This window comes from Arthrobacter sp. 05T423, from assembly GCF_056396245.1.
Genome location: NZ_JBFTLC010000032.1, coordinates 19,535 through 36,952, shown reverse-complemented (window position 1 = coordinate 36,952; position 17,418 = coordinate 19,535). Strand labels below are relative to the sequence as shown.

Below are 17,418 nucleotides of genomic sequence, written 5' to 3'. Positions count from 1 at the left end.
CCATGACTATCACCAACACCGAACAGTTCACCGTCCGACGCTCCTCCGAAGCTCAGAGCCCCGCGCATTCCAGCCTTGGAGGCGTACTGCCGCTGCCTCCCGGCGGGCACTTCATTGGAGGATCCTTCGTTCCAGGTTCCTCAAACCAGCTGATCGACGTCGTGGACCCCACCAACGAGCAGGTCATCGCCTCGGTCCAAGCAGGCACAGCGGCCGATGTTGATGTTGCGGTTGAGGCCGCCATGGCAGCCCAAAAGTCCTGGGGAGCCACCACCCCCAAGGAGCGCTCCGAGGTGCTGAACCTGATCGCTAACATCATCGAGGCCAACCGTGAGGCCTTCGAGGTCATCGAGTCCGCCAACACCGGCAAACCGCGAACCGTGGCAGAGGACGATGTCTCCAGCACCGTTGACACCTTCCGCTTCATGGCCGGAGCTTCCCGCACTCTGACGTCCATGGCCGGCGGCGACTACGCAACCGGGCACACCTCGGTGATCCTCCGGGAGCCCGTGGGCGTGGTCGGCGTCATCACCCCGTGGAACTACCCGCTGCTGATGGCCGCCTGGAAAATCGCACCCATCCTGGCCGCAGGAAACAGCATCGTCCTGAAGCCTTCCGAGCAGACACCGTTAACCACGCTGAAGCTAGCCGAACTCGTGGCCGGACATATTCCCGATGGCATCCTCAACGTCGTGACAGGACAGGGCCGAACCGTCGGCCAGCGGCTGTCCGAACACCCGGACATTGCCCTGGTCGCCCTGACGGGCAGCGTCCTCAGCGGACAAGCCGTTGCGGAAACCGCCGCGAAATCGGTCAAGCGCGTCCACTTGGAACTCGGCGGCAAGGCTCCGGTTGTTGTCTTTCCCGACGCCGACCTCCGCGCCGCCGCTGCAGGCGTCCGGAACGCCGGCTTCTGGAACGCGGGCCAGGACTGTGGCGCTGCCTGCCGCGTGCTCGTGCACGAATCGGTGGCGGAGGAGTTCACCGCACACCTGGTGCGTGAGGTCAGCACCCTGGTGGTCGGTGCGCCCGAGGCAGGCAACGACGTGGAAGTCGGTCCCATGATTTCGCGCCCGCATTTTGAGCGCGTCAAGGAATCACTTGCCGAGGCCAAAGCCGCGGGCCTCAATGTTGCAATCGGCGGATCGGCCCTGGAAGGGCCCGGGTACTTCATCGAGCCCACTGTGATCAGCAACGTGCCGGCTGGAGCACCCATCGCCACGCACGAGATCTTTGGCCCCGTGGTCACTGTTGAGACTTTCAGTTCCGTCGACGAGGCCATCACCAGGGCAAACGAAAGCCCGTACGGCCTCTCCGCCTCCGTCTGGACCCGGGATTCAAGCCTCTCACTCCGGGTTCCCAAGCAGCTTGACTTCGGCACCGTCTGGGTCAATTCCCACCTGGTGTTGGCCTGCGAGGTACCGTGGGGCGGATTCAAGGGATCCGGCTACGGCCGCGACCTCTCGCTCTACGCCCTGGACGATTACTCGCGCACCAAGCACGTCATGATCAACCACGGCGCATGAGCCTTCTGACCGACAACGGAGCTGAGAAATGACCACCACCAACGTTCCCCGTGCCGGGGCACGCGCCGCCACACCGTCCGCTCCGTTCGGGACGGACGTCACGTGGACCAACTGGGGCGGAAACCAGAGTACGACGCCTGCCTTCACCGTCCGGCCGCGCACTGAACAAGAAGCGCTCGACGCCGTTCGCTTCGCCATCCGCGAAGGCCTGCCCGTGCGGGCAGTCGGCTCGGGACACTCGTCCTCGCCGCTGGTCCAGACGGGCGGTGTCCTGATGGACATGTCTGCTCTCTCGGCGATCACCGGAACCGACCCCGTCCGGCGTCGAGCCAGAGCGCTGGCCGGCACCACCGTCAACGCCTTTGGCGATCCATTGTGGGACCAGGGCCTGGCACTCGGTAACCAGGGCGACATCGACAAGCAGCAGATCGCCGGGGCGCTTGCTACCAGCACCCACGGCTCCGGGAAGGACCTGGGCAGCTTCTCCTCCAATCTCCGCTGGGTGAAACTGATCAACGGGTACGGCGAAATCGTCGAAATCGGCGAGGGGCAAATCCGCGAACTCAGGGCTGCCCAGGTGGCCCTGGGCACGCTCGGGATCTTCCTGGAGGTGGAGCTTGCGGTGGAGGACCGTTACTACCTGCAAGAGGAGATTACGTACCCCACGTGGGCGGAGACCCGCGCAACCTGGCAGCCGGACATCGATTCAAACAGGCATTACTCCTTCCTCTGGTGCCCGGACGATGACTCTTGCGAACTGCTGGACCTGCCCGGTTCGCCGGGCCAGAGCATGGCCAACCGCAGCTACACCAAGCGGTACAACATCGCGCAGATCCAGGATGAGAGCCAGATTTCGGGGACGGAGGGTGCCCGGTTGGACCGCTCGTACCGCATTTACCCGGGCGGCTTCACCACGCAGTTCCACGAACTCGAGTACTTCGTTCGCAGCGAGGACGGTTTGGCCGCCGTCGAGGCCGTCCAGGCCCTGATCCGCACCAAGTATCCCGAGCAGAAATACCCCGTGGAGGTCCGCTGGGTGAAAGCCGATGAAGGCTACATGTCACAGTTCCAGGGCCGCGACAGCACCGTCATCACCCTGACCACCGAACCGGGAACCGACTACTGGGAGTTCTTCCGCGACGCCGATGCGGTGCTGCAGGAGTTCGAGCCGCGCGCCCACTGGGGGAAGATCCATTTCATGACCAGGAGTCGCCTCGAACTTCTCTACCCGGAGTTGGACACTTTCCTCCAGGTGCGGCGCGAGTTCGATCCCCGTGGACTTTTCCTCAATGACCATACGCGTGCCCTGTTGGGCTGATCAGTGCACTTAATGAACGGTCAAGGGGTGTGCACATTGTGCACACCCCTTTGCCTCAGCCCGGTAACCTCTTTTCGCCCACGCCGAACTATCCTCGCCCTTCGGGTGGCATAGACTCGGCGGCATGCCGATCACGAACAACGTCGCCGGGGATGCGCGGTCCGAGTCCTTCAAGTGCCGGGACGCGACATACCCTTCTCTGGCGGGGTACGTCGTAAAAAGGAGACTTGAATGAGCGAGAAATTGCGTTGGGGCGTCCTGGGCAGCGCCCGCATTGTCCGAAAGACAATTCCCGCGTTGCAGGCAACGAGAAACGGTGAGGTCGCAGGCATCGCTTCCCGCACCGAGGAGAAGGCGAGGGAGTACGCTGACAGGTACGGCGTCCCACAGGCCTTCGGCTCTTATGAGGCGCTGCTCGCTTCCCCGGACATCGACGCTGTCTACATTCCGCTGCCGAACGCGCTGCATCTCGAGTGGATTCTGAAGTCATTGGATGCAGGTAAGCACGTCCTCTGTGAAAAACCTTTGGCGATGACCGCCGCTGAGTGCGGGGAGATTGCACGCAAGGCCGACGAGGCCGGGCTCAAAGTCTTAGAAGGCTTCATGTACCGTTTTCACCCGCGTTTCGAGAAGCTGCAAGAACTGCTCGCGGCTCATGCGGTGGGCAAATTGACATTCGTCCACGTTGGTCACTCCTTCGATGCGGGCGGGGACGACAACATCCGCTGGTATACAGCGCTCGGGGGCGGCGCACTTTTCGATACGGGGTGCTACTGCGTCAACGTGAGCCGGATGGTCACGGCGCAGGAGCCGACTGGAGTCGCCGCCTTCGGCAACTACCGCGACGCCAACGACGGCGGTCGCATTGACACCAGCATTGCGGGCATGTTGCGCTTCCCCGGCGGCGCAACAGCGCTTTTTGATACCGGAGTGAACCTCGAGCGGCGAAACTTTTTAGAACTCACGGGTACCGAGGGCCGGCTCTACCTCGACAATCCTTTTGGGCTCCTGGAGGAGGATTCGGTCCTGGAGGAGCATCACTTCGGACAGGACACCATCTTTCACCAGGTCAAGGGCGGAAACCATTTCGTGCGGATGGGCGAACACTTCGCCGACAGCGTCCTGAACGGTACACCGCTCCGCTACGATCTCACGGACGCGGCGAACAACGCGCAGGTATTGGAAACTCTCGACAGGGCAGCGCGGAAACAAGAGGGAGCGTCTGGACCGAGCCCACATGGTGCTGGCTCTTAGTCGGACCTTCCTACGACGACGTGTGATGGGCTGTGGATGACGTACCCGGTCAGCCAGGAGGAGAGGGCGCGGACCTTCTGTTGGGTGCCGGGGAGCAAGGCGAGGTGAACCCCCAGCCAGGAGAGGAATGCCAGTGATCCCTGGAGTTGGATGCGTTTGCGGCCCAGTTCGGCGACCGCTGCGCCGCGGCCGACCATGGCCATGTAACCCTTGTCCCAGTAGGCGAAGGGCTGCCGTGCGCCGCCGGTCAGGTCAGCGTGGATATTGCGGGCGGCCCATTTCCCGGACTGCTCGGCAACGGACCCGAGCTGGGGCAGTTTGGCGCCGGTGGCGTCGGTGATGTTGGCGGAGTCACCCAGGACGTAGACGCCTTCGGCGCCGGGTGCGGTGAGGTCCGGCAGCACGTCGATGCGTCCGCCTTTCCCCTGCGGCAGGCCCGATTCGGCAATGATTTTTCCGGCTTTCAGGCCCCCGGCCCACACGACTGTCTGCGCGGGAATGATGGTCCCATCCGCCAGCGTCACGCCGTCGGCCCGGACTTCGGTAACACCCTGGCCCATGTGCAGCTGGACCCCAAGTTTTATCAGCCGGTCACGGGTGTACGCCTGCGACTTGGCAGAGAAGGGCATGAGCACGTTCGGCACCATATCCACAAGATGGACGCGGCACCGGTCTGCCAGCCCGGGCGAGAAATACTTGGGGACCAGGTACTTGATGTTCTCGGCGAGGGCGCCGGCTGTCTCCACTCCGGTGGGGCCTCCGCCGACCACGACCACTTCTGCGCGGCCGGCCGTCACACGGTCCGCATGGTCCAGGGCTGTAGTGAGGGCAGTGCTCAGGCGCGTGGCGTCGGACACTGAGTACAGCGGGAAGGCATGTTCTTCGGCGCCGGGGGTGTTGAAGAAGTTGGGTACCGCGCCTGCGGCAATGACCAGGATTTTCGCCTGGTAGCGGGAGCCGTCGACAGTGGTGACAGTACGGGTAGCGGATTCGATTGCCGTCACCTCCGCGGTGAGGACCCGGACACTTTTGGCGCGGCGGAACATGGACCGCAGCGGCCGGGCCACAGCTGACACGCCGATCTGCGAGGCAGCAACCTGGTAGAGGAGGGGCTGGAACTGGTGGTAGTTGTTCGCGTCGATAAGGAGCACCCGGATGCCTTTCCGTCCGAGTTGCTCAGCTGCTGTCATGCCGGCAAACCCGCCGCCGACCACGATCACCTGAAATGTATCGTCCATTTGTGCAACATACCCTGCCAAGCAACGGTGCAACAGTGCGTGTTTTCAGTACTGGATTGCCGCATGACGGCTCCTACAGTGGAAGCAGCGATCTACGACGCGATGGATCGAGCCGGGAACGCTGTCTACGACAGCTTACGGAGGGCGGGCCGGCATCACGTGGCCCAGGTGACCTTCGCTCCCGGCCGCGTCCGTCATGCGCGTCCGTCATGACTGTTTCCGCCGTCGTGCCTGTGCGGTGAGTTCGTGCGCGCCGTAGCTGTTGTCGTCAGGGTTGGCGGTGACGCCGGGTGTGGTGAGCTTGTCGATGCGGTCCAGGACGTCGGCGGACAGGGTGATGTCTGCTGCCGCCGCCGAGCGGGCTGTATGTGAGGGTGCCCATCCCATGGCGCTGCACCGTGGGGAGGACGTCCTCTTCGATGCCGCGGACTAAAATCGAGTACGGCGGCTGCTCGGTGTTCAGGCGGCGGAGGGAGTTTTCGACCGCCCGCATGATCCAGCGGCGGGATGCCCGCGTCGAGGGCGCGGTGGATGATGCGGATGTTGTCGGCGCGGTCTCCGTTGCCCCAGGGGCCGAACATCATCGCGCCGAGACACAGGGGGCTGACCTCACACCGGTGCGGCCAAGGGGGCGGTAGCCTTGATGGTTTCTCCTCTCTGTTTCAGGCTTCAGGAATGACCATGGCGAAGCGCTCCTCGCGGGCTTCGTCCGGGTCGGGTCCGTTGCGCACGCCGGCGTCGAGGGCGTCGATGGATGAGAGCTCGTCGGGGCTGAGCTCGAAGTCGAAGACGTCGAAGTTCTCCGTGATGCGTTCCGGGTTCGTCGACTTCGGGATGGCTGAGCGGCCCTGCTGCAGGTGCCAGCGCAGCATGACTTGGGCGGCGCTCTTGCCATGCGCCTGTCCGATGGCGGCGATTGCGGGGTCTTCCATCACGTTCCGGCGGTTCTCACCCCAGCCGGGGTAGAAGGTGATGCCGCCGATGGGTGACCAGGCTTGGGGGGAGGATGCGGTTGGCGGCGTCGGCGGCCTGGACGGCGGTCTGGGTGAAATAGGGGTGCAGCTCGATCTGGTTCACGGCCGGGACGATGTCGGTCGCACCGAGCAGCTGCTCCAGGTGGTGCGGCATGAAGTTGCTGACGCCGATCGCCCGCACGCGTCCGTCGGCGAGCAGGGTTTCCAGCGCCTTGTACGCTGCGATGGTCTTTTCGAACCGGTCGGGGGCGGGCTGGTGCAGGATGAGCAGGTCGAGGCAGTCGGTGCCTAGCTTGGCGACCGCCTTGTTCCAGGCGTGCAGTGTCTCGTCGTAGCCGTAGTCGCTGACCCAGACTTTGGTCTCGATAAATACGTCCGCCCGGTCGACGCCGGAACGCCGGATGCCCTCGCCGACCTCCCGTTCGTTACCGTACGCGGCGGCGGTGTCGATGTGCCGGTAGCCTGCAGCCAGCGGCCGCCGCGTAACGTGGATGCCATGACAGACAGCGACGACGTGCTGAAGTTCCTGACCTCCCGCCGAGCCAGGATCACGCCCGAGGAAGCCGGTCTGCCGGTCTTCGGGGGCAACCGACGCGTCGCTGGCCTGCGCCGTGAGGAAGTCGCGATGTTGGCCGGGATGAGTATTGACTACTATATCCGCCTGGAGCGGGGGAACCTCTCGGGTGCTTCGGACAGCGTCCTTGAGGCTCTTGGGCGTGCACTGAAGCTCGACAACGCCGGGACGGCCCACCTCTTTGATCTGGCCCGCGCCGCGACATCCGCTCCCCGGGTCCCGCGCAAGCGCAGCCCGCAGACGGTACGGCCGAGCGTGCTGCGCGTTATCGACGCGATTACGACGGTGCCGGCCTGGGTCCGCAACGACCGCGGCGATGTCCTCGCCGCCAATGAGCTTGGCCGGGCCCTCTATCTGGATCTGATGGCCGAAGCAACCACCCCGCCGAACAGCGCACGGTTCACCTTCCTGAACCCAAAAGCGCGGGAGTTTTTCGCCGATTGGGAACGCAGCGCGGACGACATCGTCGCTGTCCTGCGCTCCACCGCGGGGAAAAACCCCTACGACAAGGACCTCACCGACCTGATCGGTGAGCTCTCAACCCGTAGCGAGGAGTTCCGCGCACGGTGGGCCCGGCACGATGTGAAATACCACCGCACAGGCCGCAAACGGCTCCACCATCCGATCGTCGGCGGCCTGGATCTGAGCTTTGAAGCCTTGGAGCTGCCCTCTGACCGGGGCTGCGGATCAACGTGTACACGGCCGAGCCCGGGACACCGTCCGAGGATGCGCTCAAAGTCCTTGCCAGCTGGGCCGCCACCCAGCGAAACGCGACGGAGATTCCCGTCAAGTAGAAGCAGTGACGGAACGTCCCCGACCGTGCTCCTCCTCGGCGCCACTGGCAGCGGCAACGCAGCATCGGGGCAAAAGGCCGCCGAATCCGCGCCGTGACATTGGACTCGTATCCGCCCGCACAGGAATAACAGAGGCCTCAAGGACCTTGTTGCAGACGGGCTCCGACCATCGGTTGCCCCGTGAAAGGACCACTTTTGCCTACAGCTTTCATCCCGTTCACCATGTGCGCCACAGTCCGCGACGACCTTTCGCGCTCCTTCCGTACCGACATAGAACGCCTCACCTCCGGCCACCGCGGTTGGGCGCCGTTGGACGTGGTCAGGTCGACCAACACCAAGGCACTTCTGCGGGGAGCGATCCCGCAAGGCGATCACACCGCCAGCGACGCGAGTCTTGCCCGCTACCTCCAGGACCGCCTTGTGGCCGATAAGGACATCCATCTGGATCTCGTCGTCAGCATCCATCGGTAATCTCGGACAGCCCCGGACCTGTCGTTGGATCTACCCTGTAGGAGAATCCTCGGCTAGGCCTGCGGTCCCGGCTGAGGAGCTGCCCGGGGAGGGATGGCCCAGGGCCGTGGATCCGGATGCGGGGGAGAGGCCGAGCCGCCGGACCACCTCAGCCGCCTCCTCGGCAGGAGTCCGGCCCACGTCCACGACGATTGTGTTCTCATCGGGTCCGGGCGGCTCCAGCGTCGCGATCTGTGAATCCAGTAGCGTGGCCGGCATGTAGTGGTCCATGCGCGCCGTCAGGCGGCGGGCAATCTGTTCCTTGGAGCCCGACAGGTGCACGAAAACGACGTTCTTTTCGCGCAGGCGGTCCCGGTATACCCTTTTCAGCGCTGAGCACGTGATGATGCCTGGTATCCCGGCCATGGTGTGCTCAATGATCCAGGAGGCGATGGTATCAAGCCACGGCCAGCGGTCCTCGTCCGTCAGCGGAACGCCGGAGGCCATCTTCGCGACGTTTTCCGCTGGGTGCAGATCGTCTCCCTCCTCGAGGTCCCAGCCCAGCTGGCCGGCAAGGATGCCCGCGACCGTCGACTTGCCCGACCCGGACACGCCCATGATCACGAGGACGGGTTGCTGGACCGACGCGGGGGTCGGTGTGTCTCCCGGCGTGGTCATGCGATCACCAGGGAAAGAAGCATGACCAGCCCGAAGCCCACAACGGAGATCAGCGTTTCCATGACGGACCAGGTTTTGAACGTTTCCCCAACCGTCAGGCCAAAGAGTTCCTTGACCAACCAGAAACCGGCGTCGTTCACGTGGGAAAGGAACAGCGATCCGGCGCCCACGGCGAGGGCGAGCAGGCCAGCGTGGACGGGAGAGAGGGAGCTAGCCAATGGCGCCACGATGCCTGCCGCAGTCACTGTGGCCACGGTGGCGGAGCCGGTGGCCAGGCGCATGGCGACGGCGATCAGGAACCCCAGGACGAGCACTGAGATGTTGGCTCCCGTGGCCCACTTGGCAACGGAATCGCCGACGCCCGCACCGATGAGGGTCTGTTTGAATCCACCGCCGGCACCGACGATAAGGATCACTGCCGCGATGGGTCCCACCGAAGCACCGATCTTGCTGCCGATTTTGCCGCCATTGAATCCGACCCCATAGCCGAACGTCACCAGGGCCAGCAGCACTGCCAAGGTCATGGCCACCAGGGGTTCGCCGATGAAGTCGAAAAAGACGCGTGCACCGCTGGGGTTCTTGGCGTCCGGATCGATAATGTCGACGATGGCCTTGAGGAGCATCAGCACCACGGGGAAGACGATCGTCAGCAGGGTGACGAGGAAGGTCGGCTGGCGCTTCGCGTCGGGATCCGCCTGGGCGTGCTCGGTGTCCACGCCGCCTGCAAGCTTCGGTGCGTCCACGGGCACCCAGCGTGCGGCGAGAGTCGAAAACAGCGGTCCACAGATGATGACAGTGGGTATTGCCACCAGCAAGCCGAGTGCCAGGGTGATGCCCAACGGTGCGTTCAGGCTGGCAATGGCGACGAGCGGCCCCGGATGCGGGGGGACGAGGCCGTGCAGAACTGACAGGCCGGCGAGAGCGGGAATCGCCACCCGCATGAGCCTCCCGCCGGAGCGCAGTGCCACCAGCACGATGACGGGCAGCAGCAGCACGAGGCCGATCTCGAAGAACATCGGCAACCCGATGATCACGGCGACGAGCGCCATAGCCCACGGGAGCAGTCTCGGAGAAACTTTGCCGAGCAGGGTGTCCACCACACGGTTGGCACCCCCGGAATCGGCCAGCAACTTCCCCAGCATGGCACCCAACGCGATCAGCAGCCCCACTTCCTTTAGGGTGGCCCCCACACCGTCCTCAAAGTTGCTGATGACCTTGCCGAAGTCAACGCCGGACGCGAGCCCAACGAACGCCGAACCGAGGACCAGCGCCAGGAACGGGTGGAGCTTGAGTTTAACGATCAGGACCACGATCAGTGCGATGCCAATGGCGGCCACCACCACGAGCTGGGTATCGTGTCCGTTCCACGGCTCCACTGCAGCCGGAAGGAGAAGGGGTTCCATAAATTCCTCGAAATTGACGGGTGACCGGCATGATCATGCTAGTCGCCGACCTGCAGATATGCGACGAGGCGCGTGAGTTTCTTTTCCGGGGTCGGAATCGCTGGCAAGCAACAGAATCAGCCCGTACGACGGGGCGTACAGGCCCCGAACGTGCGCCTTTTTGAGCGGCTGCAATGCGAGGCGCCGATGCGGTTTGCACGGCAGAAATATGTTCCTCGTCTGTGTTCCTCGTCGTCCTCTTCTTGCCAGGACGATTTTCTGCTGGCAGCCTAACGTGGACAAGCCAGGTGTGCTTTAGTAAAGCCATGGCTGCTCCCATCGAGGACTACGCGCTGCTGTCGGATCTCCAGACAGGGCCCCTGATCTCCAGGAACGGGAGCATTGACTGGCTTTGCTTCCCGCGGTTTGACTCCCCGTCGTTGTTCAGTTCCCTGGTTGGCGTCGAGAGTCATGGCCGCTGGCTCCTTACTCCCCGCCATTCCGAAGCAGCGGTGGTGAAGCGGCATTATGTCGATTCAACCTTTGTGTTGGAAACAGTCTGGAAGACGCCCACGGGACTGGCCCGGGTCACGGACTTCATGCCGGTGGGGCATACGGGTTCGTCGATTTTGCGCCGGGTCACCGGGCTGGAGGGACGGGTCGAGATGTGTCAGGAACTGATCATCCGTCCGCGATACGGCACGGTGGTGCCTTGGGCCAGGCGAATCCAGGACGGCGCGGCTCCCCGCGGAATGGTGCTTTTAGCCATGGCAGGCCCGGACGCCGTTGCGCTGCGGGGACCGTATCTGCCTGAGGCCCACGCACATGGACACTCGGGGGAATTCCACGTGGCAAGGGGAGAAGTTGCCGACTTTGAACTGACCTGGTTTCCATCACACCGGCCTGTCCCTCCGGCGATCGACGTCGACGCTGCACTCGAACAGTCCATCGATTATTGGACCCGATGGGGCAGCCATTGCCGTTCAGACGGTCCTTACGGGGGCGCGGTGAAGCGTTCCCTGTTAGTGCTGAGGGCGCTGACGCATTATGAGACCGGTGGCATAGTTGCCGCCCCCACCACCTCCCTACCGGAGGAGTTCGGCGGGCCGCGGAACTGGGACTACCGGTACTGCTGGCTGCGTGACGCTGCTTTGACGCTGGAGTCCATGCTTACCCACGGCTATGAAACTGAGGCCCTCCAGTGGCGCAACTGGTTGCTCCGGGCCCTCGCCGGCGAGCCCGAAGATCTGCAGATCATGTATGGCATCGGCGGGGAACGGGACTTGCCGGAGCGGGTCCTGGACCATCTGCCCGGTTACCAGAACTCACAGCCGGTGCGAGTTGGAAATGCGGCGGTCGCCCAGTTCCAGGCCGACGTCGTGGGCGAAGTGATGGTGGCGCTTGAAAGACTCCGCTTGGCCGGGGGCAAGGAAGACCACTTCTCCTGGACGCTTCAGCAGATCCTGCTGGGCTTCGTGGAGAAACACATCGAGGACAAAGACTTCGGCCTGTGGGAAATGCGGGGAAACCCGCAATTCTTTACACACTCACGAGTCATGATGTGGGCCGCTTTCGACTGCGGAATACGCGCGGTCCGCAACCACGGTCTGGATGGACCTGCTGATCACTGGGAACACCTGCGCGGGCGGCTGCGGACGGAAATCCTGCACGAAGGATTCGACCGGAATCTCAATTCCTTCACCCAGACCTACGGCGGAGGGCAGACCGACGCGGCCTTGCTCGTCATGCCGCAGGTCGGGTTCCTTCCCTACAACGATGACCGCATGCTGGGAACCGTTGCACGACTGGAGGAGGAACTCCTCACCGACGACGGCCTGCTGTTGCGGTACCGCACCGAGACCGGCGTTGATGGGCTGGACCCAGGGGAGCATCCCTTCCTTGCGTGCTCCTTTTGGCTGGTTGAGCAGTACGCCCGCACGGGCCGCAGGTTCGAGGCAAAGAACCTGATGGACAAACTGGTGGGATTCGCCAATGAACTCGGCCTCCTAAGTGAGGAGTACGCCACTAAGGAGGGGCGGATGGCCGGCAATTTTCCGCAGGCGTTCTCGCATCTGGCACTCGTGCGGGCGGCGGACGCCATGCATGGCGTAGACCTACTGAGCATGGCCGCGGAAGCCACCCCAACGGGTAGTTTAAACCATTCCGAATGAGTGTTTTCTCTGAGGCAAATAGGCGGGACGATGGATATCAGGCCTACCCGTGGGAGTGGGAGTGGATGTGACTGCATCGCTCAGTCCTCCCACGGCGGCTGAAGATTCAACCGCCGCTTGACTCCAGCCGCGGCCTTGCGACCACCCCGCCGGCGCGTTACGGCGAGCACAGCAGAAAGGCACATCCAATGAGCAAAACCTTCCAGCCCGCCGAGCTGTTCGAGGGCAAACTAGATGAATCCCTGCTCGGCCCTCCCTTGGCCGAGGTGCTTGGCGACGAGATTCCAACGAGGATTTCCATTCCTTTTACCAGCGACGACTCCCGCATCCTCTCTGGGGTCTGGGAAGCCGACCCGGGCCTCTCACGGTGGGAGTTTTTGGAACGCGGTGAGGTGATTCACGTCCTTGCAGGCCGCATGGTGGTCACTGAGGACGGCGGTGAACCGGTCACACTGGAGGCTGGAACTGCAGGCTTCTTTCCAATCGGGTGGCGAGGAACCTGGGAGATCCAGCAACGGATCAGAAAGTTCTTTGTGATCTTCACGTCCTGACCGGCCATCGGCCACCGCATCAAACAATGGAGGAACGGAAATGGAGGCAGGTGACGGCGCCGCCGGCCGGGATCCGGCATCCCTGGTGCTTTCCGGGCAGAAGGGCATTGCGGCCTGGCAGGAAGACCTGTACCGGGCATTTCACCAGCATCCGGAACTGGGTCATCAGGAGGTTGAAACGTCCGCGACCGCTGCCCGGCTTCTGACCGGGTTCGGTTTCGGCGTCCGGGAGAAGATTGGCTCCACCGGCGTCGTTGGCATCCTGAACAATGGGGACGGCCCGACTGTGCTGGTGCGTGCGGACATGGATGCCCTGCCCATGGCCGAGGACACAGGACTGGACTATGCCAGCACCGACACCGCGACCGACGACGCCGGAAACACCGTCCCCGTTGCCCACGCCTGCGGACATGACGTGCACATCGCGTGCCTCCTGGGTGCTGCACGGCTGCTGGCAGCCGAACGCACGGCCTGGAGGGGAACTTTCGTGGCACTCTTCCAGCCAGCCGAGGAACTGGCTGATGGGGCGCGCCGGATGGTCGGGAGCGGGCTTGCCGACGTGATTCCAAAGCCGGACGTGGCCCTGGCCCAGCATGTGCTCGCGTTTCCCTCCGGGCGTGTCGGAACCCGCCAGGGGGCGGTCCTGTCCAGCGCTGACAGCATGAGGATCACCGTGTACGGGCGCGGCAGCCACGGCTCGATGCCGCAGCTGTCGGTCGATCCCGTGGTGCTCGCGTCGATGATTGTCATCCGCCTGCAGCAGATCGTGTCGCGTGAGGTCACGCCGGGGGAGTTTGCCGTCCTCACGGTCGGACGGATCAGCTCCGGGTCCAAGAGCAATATCATCTCGGACCGTGCGGTGCTTGAACTGAATATCCGCACCTTCAACACGGGCACGCGTGACTTGATATTGAACGCGGTCAAGCGCATCGTGACCGGTGAATGCGTGGCAGCGGGGTCGCCGAAGGATCCCGAATTCGAGCTCTATGACCACTACCCGCTGACGGAGAACGACCCAGGCGCGACGGAGAAGGTTTCCTCGGCTTTGCGGAAGTACTTCGGCGATCGGGCGTTTACGATCGGCCCGCAGCCGGCCAGCGAGGACTTCAGTGAGATCCCGGACGCCTTGGGTTCTCCCTACACCTACTGGGGAATCGGCGGGACCGATCCGCAGCTCTACGCGAGGGCCGAGGCCGCCGGCACCGTCTTGACCGACGTTCCCGGTAACCATTCACCGAAGTTTGCTCCGGTAATCACCCCCACACTGCAGACCGGCACCGCGGCCATCGTCGTAGCCGCCTGCGCCTGGCTCGGCCACACGCCAGACGCCGGACCAAGCCGCGCGGGCGACGGGATGATGTGATTTACCTAACATCAGGTTGTGATGCGAGCCACACAGGAGTCGATAATTAGCTTGCATATTCGGGTGTAGCCTGATATACGTCACCAGCAATGGTGCTGGTGCTGACCAAGGAGTCGTACCATGAGTATCGAATCAAGCTCCGCGGCAGGGACGGTCCCAGCGGGAAGTGCCCGCAGGCCCGAAAATCCCTTACCGGCCCAGGGCACGGTTGTGTCTCCGCAGGCGACCATCGGCCCACCCTTTGCCGATCCGGCCGCTTTAGGTCTGGGCGCTTTCGCAATGACCACCTTTGTCCTCAGTGTGATCAATGCAGGCCTGATCCCCAAAGCGGACGAACCGGTAGTCCTGGGGCTTGCACTGTTCTACGGCGGCATCGCGCAGTTCGCCGCGGGAATCTGGGAATTTGCCAACCGCAACGTCTTTGGTGCGACGGCTTTCTGCTCGTACGGAGCCTTCTGGCTGTCCTTCTGGTTCTTGAGCCAGTTCAACGCGGCCAGTCTCCCGGCAGCGGACGCCGGGAAAGCAGTCGGCCTCTACCTTCTGGCCTGGGCAATTTTTACCGCCTACATGACCATTTCCGCGTGGCGTGTCAGCATGGGCGTCTTTGCCGTTTTCGTCTTCCTGACACTGACGTTCATCGCGCTGTTTCTCGGTGCCTTCGCCGGGGCAACCGGATTGACGGTGTTGGGTGGATGGCTTGGCATCGTCACGGCGCTTATTGCCTGGTACTGCTCCCTCGCGGTGGTCGCGAACGCCACCTACAAACGGACCGTGCTTCCGGTGGGACGACGGTGAGAGGCTATGGCGGCAGACCCAACAGAATCGGACGAGACCCTCGCAAACCTGTTGCACGAACAGCGGCGCTTTCCTCCGGAAGCCGGCTTCTCCGCCCAGGCCAACGCGACGTCGTCGGACTATGACGACGCCGACGCCGACAGGCTGGCGTTCTGGGCACGGCAGGCGGGTCGGCTGGACTGGTCCCAAAAATGGAGTGATGTACTGGACTGGTCCACTCCGCCATTCGCCAAATGGTTCGTCGGGGGCAGGCTCAATGCCGCCTACAACTGCCTTGACCGGCATGTAGCTGCCGGCCGCGGAGACAAGGTCGCTTACTACTTTGAAGGCGAAGCCGGGGACAGCCGCACGATCACCTATGCCCAGCTCACCGATCTGGTCTGCCAGGCAGCGAACACGCTGACCGATTTGGGCGTCATGTCCGGTGACCGGGTGGCCATTTACATGCCGATGATTCCGGAAACCGTCGTGGCGATGCTGGCCTGTGCGCGAATTGGAGCACCGCACACAGTCGTGTTCGGCGGGTTCTCTGCGGACGCGCTCCGGACGCGGATCCACGACTGCGATGCGCGGATCGTCATAACGTCCGACGGCGCCTACCGCCGCGGCAAGGCCAGCGGGTTGAAGTCCGCCGTCGACGAGGCCCTGCTGGACTGCCCGGACGTTCGCAACGTCCTGGTGGTCCGCCGGACGGGCCAGGAGGTCGATTGGACACCGGGCCGCGATATTTGGTGGCACGAATCGGTTGAGCTGGCTTCCGCCGATCACGACGCCGAGGCCTTCGACGCCGAACATCCCCTGTACGTGATGTACACCTCGGGCACCACGGGCAAGCCCAAGGGCATCCTGCACACCACCGGTGGCTATCTCACGGCCTGCGCCTACACCCACTGGGCGGTGTTCGACATAAAGACTGAGTCCGATATTTTCTGGACAGCCGCTGACATTGGCTGGGTTACCGGGCATAGCTACATCGTGTATGGTCCCTTGGCCAACGGTGCTACCTCCGTGCTGTACGAGGGCACGCCGGACACCCCGCACCAGGGCCGATGGTGGGAAATCATCGACAAGTACAAGGTCACGATTCTCTACTGTGCCCCGACCGCCATCCGGACGTTCATGAAATGGGGCGCCCAGATACCGGCCAAGTACAGCCTCGGGAGCCTGCGTGTGATCGGCACCGTGGGCGAACCGATCAACCCGGCTGCCTACATCTGGTACCGGGAGAACATCGGGCACAACCAAACGCCCGTTGTGGACACCTGGTGGCAGACCGAGACCGGGGCCATCATGATCAGCCCGCTCCCGGGAGTTACAGCAGGTAAACCCGGCGCCGCCATGAAGGCACTCCCCGGGGTCGTGGCCGACGTCGTGAATGACGCGGGCGCACCGGTTGCTAACGGCTCCGGCGGCTATCTGGTACTGAGGGAACCTTGGCCATCCATGGTGCGCACCATCTGGGGCGACAACGACCGCTACGTTGAGACGTACTGGTCACGGTTCCCGGGGCTCTACTTTGCCGGGGACGGCGCGAAGAAGGACGAGGACGGGGACATTTGGCTTCTCGGCCGGGTGGACGACGTGATGAACGTGGCAGGACACCGGCTTTCGACGACGGAAATCGAATCGGCGCTCGTCGCCCATCCGAAAGTCGCCGAAGCCGCCGTCGTCGGCGCCCTCGACGACACCACCGGGCAGGCCATCGTCGCCTTCGTCATCCTGCGCAGCGGGGCAGGGGACGGCGGACCCGAGGTCGTGCAGGAGCTGCGGGAACATGTTGCCAAGGAAATCGGCAAAATCGCCCGGCCCCGGCAGATCATGGTGGTCGCGGAGCTGCCCAAAACCCGGTCCGGCAAGATCATGCGACGGCTCCTCAAAGACGTGGCGCAGGACAGGCCGATCGGGGATGTCACCACCCTGGCGGACTCGTCAGTCATGGACCTGATCAAGGCCGGCATGCCGGGCGGCGCCGGCTCGCCGCAGTAGATGGCCGCCAGGTAGTGCTGAACAGTGGATTCCGTAGGGGGAGAGTTGTCCCCCTACGGCGCTAATGCAAAATAGCGCTGATCTCCGCCCGGACCAGCCGCTCGGCCAGTTCGCCAAGGTCCAGGTTCAGGACGGCTTTGAGGGCGCGCGCCATATTGGGGGCTGCGGCAAGAAATTCGGCCAGGCCCGCATCAGCTTCCAGCTCACGTCCGAGCTTTAACCGAACGTCATCGGCGGTCCAGTGGCTGTCGGAATGCTGACTGGTGAGTACAGTCCTGGTGTTCATGGCCCTGCCCTTCCTTCGCATGTGCATTGGCTTTGCCATAAACGACTTTGCCCGTCTGGGCTCAAGAATGGGGCAGGC

At 63.6% G+C, this 17,418-nt stretch carries 14 protein-coding genes and 3 pseudogenes; 10 read left to right on the top strand and 7 right to left on the bottom strand.

Going from position 1 to position 17,418, the window contains the following annotated elements; translation table 11 throughout:
- The first annotated feature begins 2 nt into the window (after positions 1-2).
- The 3 genes from AC1DFE_RS19425 (at position 3) to AC1DFE_RS19415 (ending at position 4,098) form a co-directional block, all read left to right on the top strand.
- Positions 3-1,526 carry an aminobutyraldehyde dehydrogenase gene (locus tag AC1DFE_RS19425; protein WP_476907499.1) on the top strand — a complete coding sequence of 508 codons (1,524 nt, stop codon included), beginning with the start codon at positions 3-5 and terminating at the stop codon, positions 1,524-1,526.
- Positions 1,527-1,554: 28 nt separating this feature from the next.
- A complete protein-coding gene (locus AC1DFE_RS19420) occupies positions 1,555-2,844 on the top strand; it encodes a D-arabinono-1,4-lactone oxidase (RefSeq protein WP_476907498.1) in 1,290 nt (429 codons plus the stop codon).
- A gap of 231 nt (positions 2,845-3,075) precedes the next feature.
- Positions 3,076-4,098: a Gfo/Idh/MocA family protein gene (locus AC1DFE_RS19415; protein ID WP_476907497.1), complete on the top strand. Its 1,023-nt coding sequence runs from the start codon at positions 3,076-3,078 to the stop codon at positions 4,096-4,098.
- On the opposite strand, the gene AC1DFE_RS19410 is transcribed toward AC1DFE_RS19415, so the two are convergent.
- From AC1DFE_RS19410 to AC1DFE_RS19395, 4 genes and pseudogenes are all read right to left on the bottom strand, one after another.
- Positions 4,095-5,336: an NAD(P)/FAD-dependent oxidoreductase gene (locus AC1DFE_RS19410; RefSeq protein WP_476907496.1), complete on the bottom strand. Its 1,242-nt coding sequence runs from the start codon at positions 5,334-5,336 to the stop codon at positions 4,095-4,097. The genes AC1DFE_RS19415 and AC1DFE_RS19410 overlap by 4 nt on opposite strands.
- Before the next feature lie 207 nt (positions 5,337-5,543).
- Complete coding sequence (locus tag AC1DFE_RS19405; protein WP_476907495.1) at positions 5,544-5,723, bottom strand: hypothetical protein; 180 nt, start codon at positions 5,721-5,723, stop codon at positions 5,544-5,546.
- Positions 5,683-6,009 (bottom strand): annotated as a pseudogene (locus AC1DFE_RS19400) (hypothetical protein); the annotation flags it as partial. The gene AC1DFE_RS19405 and the pseudogene AC1DFE_RS19400, both read right to left, overlap by 41 nt.
- Positions 5,999-6,803 (bottom strand): annotated as a pseudogene (locus AC1DFE_RS19395) (aldo/keto reductase). The pseudogenes AC1DFE_RS19395 and AC1DFE_RS19400, both read right to left, overlap by 11 nt.
- Positions 6,804-6,806: 3 nt before the next feature.
- Here AC1DFE_RS19395 and AC1DFE_RS19390 point away from each other — a divergent pair.
- A pseudogene (locus AC1DFE_RS19390) lies at positions 6,807-7,678 on the top strand (helix-turn-helix domain-containing protein).
- A gap of 195 nt (positions 7,679-7,873) precedes the next feature.
- Complete coding sequence (locus AC1DFE_RS19385; protein WP_476907494.1) at positions 7,874-8,149, top strand: hypothetical protein; 276 nt, start codon at positions 7,874-7,876, stop codon at positions 8,147-8,149.
- 30 nt (positions 8,150-8,179) lie between these two features.
- Here AC1DFE_RS19385 and AC1DFE_RS19380 read toward each other — a convergent pair whose 3' ends face one another.
- Both AC1DFE_RS19380 and AC1DFE_RS19375 read right to left on the bottom strand, forming a co-directional pair.
- On the bottom strand, positions 8,180-8,806 hold the full coding sequence (locus AC1DFE_RS19380) for a gluconokinase (protein ID WP_476907493.1): 627 nt from the start codon (positions 8,804-8,806) through the stop codon (positions 8,180-8,182).
- Positions 8,803-10,209 (bottom strand): GntT/GntP/DsdX family permease, encoded by a 1,407-nt coding sequence (locus tag AC1DFE_RS19375; RefSeq protein WP_476907492.1) that lies wholly within the window; start codon positions 10,207-10,209, stop codon positions 8,803-8,805. The genes AC1DFE_RS19380 and AC1DFE_RS19375 overlap by 4 nt, the downstream gene beginning before the upstream one ends.
- 305 nt (positions 10,210-10,514) lie before the next feature.
- Between AC1DFE_RS19375 and AC1DFE_RS19370 the strand changes: the two genes are divergently transcribed.
- The 5 genes from AC1DFE_RS19370 (at position 10,515) to acs (ending at position 17,054) form a co-directional block, all read left to right on the top strand.
- The gene (locus AC1DFE_RS19370) at positions 10,515-12,359 is read left to right on the top strand and encodes a glycoside hydrolase family 15 protein (RefSeq protein ID WP_476907491.1); all 1,845 of its coding nucleotides are present in this window, start codon (positions 10,515-10,517) and stop codon (positions 12,357-12,359) included.
- A gap of 188 nt (positions 12,360-12,547) precedes the next feature.
- Positions 12,548-12,910: a cupin domain-containing protein gene (locus AC1DFE_RS19365; protein WP_476907490.1), complete on the top strand. Its 363-nt coding sequence runs from the start codon at positions 12,548-12,550 to the stop codon at positions 12,908-12,910.
- A 40-nt stretch (positions 12,911-12,950) separates the two neighbouring features.
- Complete coding sequence (locus AC1DFE_RS19360; RefSeq protein ID WP_476907489.1) at positions 12,951-14,273, top strand: amidohydrolase; 1,323 nt, start codon at positions 12,951-12,953, stop codon at positions 14,271-14,273.
- Positions 14,274-14,393: 120 nt separating this feature from the next.
- Complete coding sequence (locus tag AC1DFE_RS19355; RefSeq protein WP_476907488.1) at positions 14,394-15,068, top strand: acetate uptake transporter; 675 nt, start codon at positions 14,394-14,396, stop codon at positions 15,066-15,068.
- Positions 15,069-15,074: 6 nt separating this feature from the next.
- Positions 15,075-17,054, top strand: coding sequence for an acetate--CoA ligase (acs, locus tag AC1DFE_RS19350; RefSeq protein ID WP_476907487.1), 1,980 nt, complete (start codon positions 15,075-15,077; stop codon positions 17,052-17,054).
- 61 nt (positions 17,055-17,115) lie between these two features.
- Here the strand turns inward: acs and AC1DFE_RS19345 are convergent, their stop codons facing one another.
- Positions 17,116-17,340, bottom strand: coding sequence for a hypothetical protein (locus AC1DFE_RS19345; protein ID WP_476907486.1), 225 nt, complete (start codon positions 17,338-17,340; stop codon positions 17,116-17,118).
- Positions 17,341-17,418 lie beyond the last annotated feature (78 nt).